Source organism: Flavobacterium sp. (assembly GCF_046155325.1).
Classification (GTDB): Bacteria; Bacteroidota; Bacteroidia; order Flavobacteriales; family Flavobacteriaceae; genus Flavobacterium.
Window position 1 is genome coordinate 1 of sequence record NZ_JBJXDQ010000066.1, and the last position, 2,704, is coordinate 2,704.

Here is a 2,704-nt window from a genome sequence, read left to right on the forward strand (position 1 = left end):
AACTCCAGCAACAATAAATTTGCCGCATTTTTAAGACATGCTAATTTTTCATCAAGTATCAAAAACTTATATCTTGTTGGTGGAAGTGTACATCCCGGAGGTGGTATCCCATTATGCCTTTTTAGTGCAAAAATAGCGAGTCAATTAATAGTAGAAAGAGAAAAGAAATGATAAAAACATATAAATCCTATTTTTTATATTTTTTAATTCTGGTATATATTTCAGGCTCAATCGGGTTTGTATTAAATCCTACTTTTTTTAGCCCTTTTACGCCTTATACCTTATTACTTACTTGCTTCGTTTTTTTAATTCATAGTCCACTAGCTGACAAAAAGTTCCTATTAGCCTTTTTTTCTATAGCTTTTTTAGGTTTTATTATTGAAGTAATCGGCGTAAAAACGGGACTGATTTTTGGAAAATATTCCTATGGAGACGGATTAGGTTATAAATTACTTAATGTACCTTTAGTTATTTCAATCAATTGGGCAATGCTTATTTGTGCTGGAATTATAGCAGTAAGTAGTATCTCTACAAACAAAATTGCTGTTTTGGTTGTAGCTGCTTTACTAGTAACGGGTATTGATTTACTTATTGAACAAGTGGTGACAAAACTTGATTTTTGGCAGTTTGAAGGAGGATTACCCGGTTTGAATAATTATCTGAGTTGGATTGGCTTTACTCTTTTAACATCTTACTTTTTTTATCCTACAATAATCAAAGGCAATCGCAATGTATCCTTAATAATATTGATATTACAAATAATATTCTTCACTTCTTTATTTATATTTATTTAACATGGAAATAATAATTAATACAAGTATCGTTTTAGTCACTTTTATACTAACCGAATTTTCTGCATGGGCAAATCACAAATACATAATGCATGGTGTCATGTGGTATTTTCATGCTGATCATCACAAAAAAGACCATAAAAGTTGGTTTGAACGAAATGATTTGTTTTTTATCATTTATGCTGTGCCAAGTTGGTTGCTTATTATGTATGGGATGATGAACCAAAATGCATGGTATACTTGGGTTGGTTTTGGTATTTTACTTTACGGTTTAGCTTATTTTGTTGTACACGACCTTGTAATACACCAACGCTTCAAAGTGCTTACTAAAACAAAAAATGTATATGTTTTAGCGTTGCGTCGTGCGCACAAAATGCACCACAAAAACACTGGAAAAGAAGGTGGCGAGAGTTTTGGAATGTTAATTATTAAGCAAAAATACATTCAAGATGCTTTAAAAAAATCTAAAACCCAGTACGCACATTAAGAATTCAAAAATATGAGCCAAATAACTACTTGTACATTTTTTAAATTGGAATCTTTTCCCAACAAACTTTGGGCATTTTCCCAAATGCAATTAGGTCACGCTCATTTCAAAAATATTGCAGGACTAGTATTCTACAAACTATTAGGATCAGGCGCAGAAAATGGTTTTAGTTCAAAACCAAATTTTGGAACTTATGCACTACTATGTATCTGGGAAACAGAAATACATGCAGTTGAATTTTTTGAAAATAATTCATTTTATAAAAAGTACAAGTCCAAGTGTTTTGAATCATTTACCGTTTTTGGACATGCGGCAGAAGCACACGGAAAATGGGATGGAAAACAACCTTTTGTTTCTAATGCTACTTTGGCTTTAGACAAGCCAGTAATGGTTTTAACAAGAGCGAGTATTCGGCTTTCAAAATTAATTTCTTTTTGGAGAAAAGTAGGTAATGTGAGTAAAAGTTTAGAAGATTATGATGGATTGGCTCTTTCTATTGGTGTGGGCGAATGGCCATTAATACAACAAGCTACATTGAGCATTTGGAAAACACAGGCAGAAATGATTGATTATGCTTATAAGAACAAAAAACATTTGGAGGTTGTTCGTTTAACTAGAAAACTAAACTGGTATAAAGAAGAATTATTTGCGCGATTTATTCCTTATAAATTCTTAGGTAAATGGAACGGAAAAAATGTTGCCAATTTTTTAGACATCTAATTTTTTTGTAAGTTTTTTTTTCTAAATACTAATTTTTGGTTTATAGTTACAATTTTCCTCTAGTTTTTGTAACTTTTCGCAAACTCTCACGTATAATCATTTGTAAACTTATAATAAAGGACAAACCTACAATGAGACAACTAAAAATTACCAAGCAGGTAACCAACCGTGAAACTGCATCGTTAGACAAATATTTACAGGAAATTGGAAAAGTAGATTTGATTACTGCCGATGAAGAGGTAGAATTGGCTCAGAAAATTAAAGCCGGAGATCAAGCTGCCTTAGAAAAATTAACCAAAGCCAATTTACGTTTCGTAGTTTCGGTAGCAAAACAATATCAAAATCAAGGACTTACCCTTCCCGATTTAATTAACGAAGGAAATTTAGGTTTGATAAAAGCAGCACAACGTTTTGATGAAACTCGTGGTTTCAAGTTCATTTCGTATGCCGTATGGTGGATTCGTCAATCGATTTTACAAGCTTTGGCGGAACAATCTCGTATCGTTCGTTTGCCTTTAAATAAAATTGGTTCTATCAATAAAATCAATAAAATGTACGCTTTGTTGGAGCAATCTAACGAAAGACCACCAACAGCAGAGGAAATTGCCAAAGAATTGGACATGACCGTGAATGATGTTAGAGAATCTATGAAAAACTCTGGTCGCCACCTTTCTATGGATGCACCACTTGTTGAAGGAGAAGATTC

At 32.6% G+C, this 2,704-nt stretch carries 4 protein-coding genes and 1 pseudogene; all 5 read left to right on the top strand.

Annotated features, from left to right (window positions below; genetic code table 11):
• A pseudogene (locus tag ACKVOD_RS04420) lies at positions 1-171 on the top strand (phytoene desaturase); the annotation flags it as partial.
• On the top strand, positions 168-794 hold the full coding sequence (locus tag ACKVOD_RS04425; RefSeq protein WP_409208268.1) for a carotenoid biosynthesis protein: 627 nt from the start codon (positions 168-170) through the stop codon (positions 792-794). The pseudogene ACKVOD_RS04420 and the gene ACKVOD_RS04425, both read left to right, overlap by 4 nt.
• 1 nt (position 795) lies before the next feature.
• Positions 796-1,278 (top strand): sterol desaturase family protein, encoded by a 483-nt coding sequence (locus ACKVOD_RS04430; protein WP_409208269.1) that lies wholly within the window; start codon positions 796-798, stop codon positions 1,276-1,278.
• A gap of 12 nt (positions 1,279-1,290) precedes the next feature.
• Positions 1,291-1,998, top strand: coding sequence for a DUF3291 domain-containing protein (locus ACKVOD_RS04435; RefSeq protein ID WP_409208270.1), 708 nt, complete (start codon positions 1,291-1,293; stop codon positions 1,996-1,998).
• Between the two features lie 131 nt (positions 1,999-2,129).
• A partial coding sequence (locus ACKVOD_RS04440; protein ID WP_409208271.1) for an RNA polymerase sigma factor RpoD/SigA occupies positions 2,130-2,704 on the top strand: 575 nt, incomplete at its 3' end.

Excerpts from the sequence above, each read along its gene's own strand:
- ACKVOD_RS04425 (WP_409208268.1), top strand. The coding sequence starts at position 168 with ATGATAAAAACATATAAATCCTATTTTTTATATTTTTTAATTCTGGTA.
- ACKVOD_RS04430 (WP_409208269.1), top strand. The coding sequence starts at position 796 with ATGGAAATAATAATTAATACAAGTATCGTTTTAGTCACTTTTATACTA.
- ACKVOD_RS04435 (WP_409208270.1), top strand. The coding sequence starts at position 1,291 with ATGAGCCAAATAACTACTTGTACATTTTTTAAATTGGAATCTTTTCCC.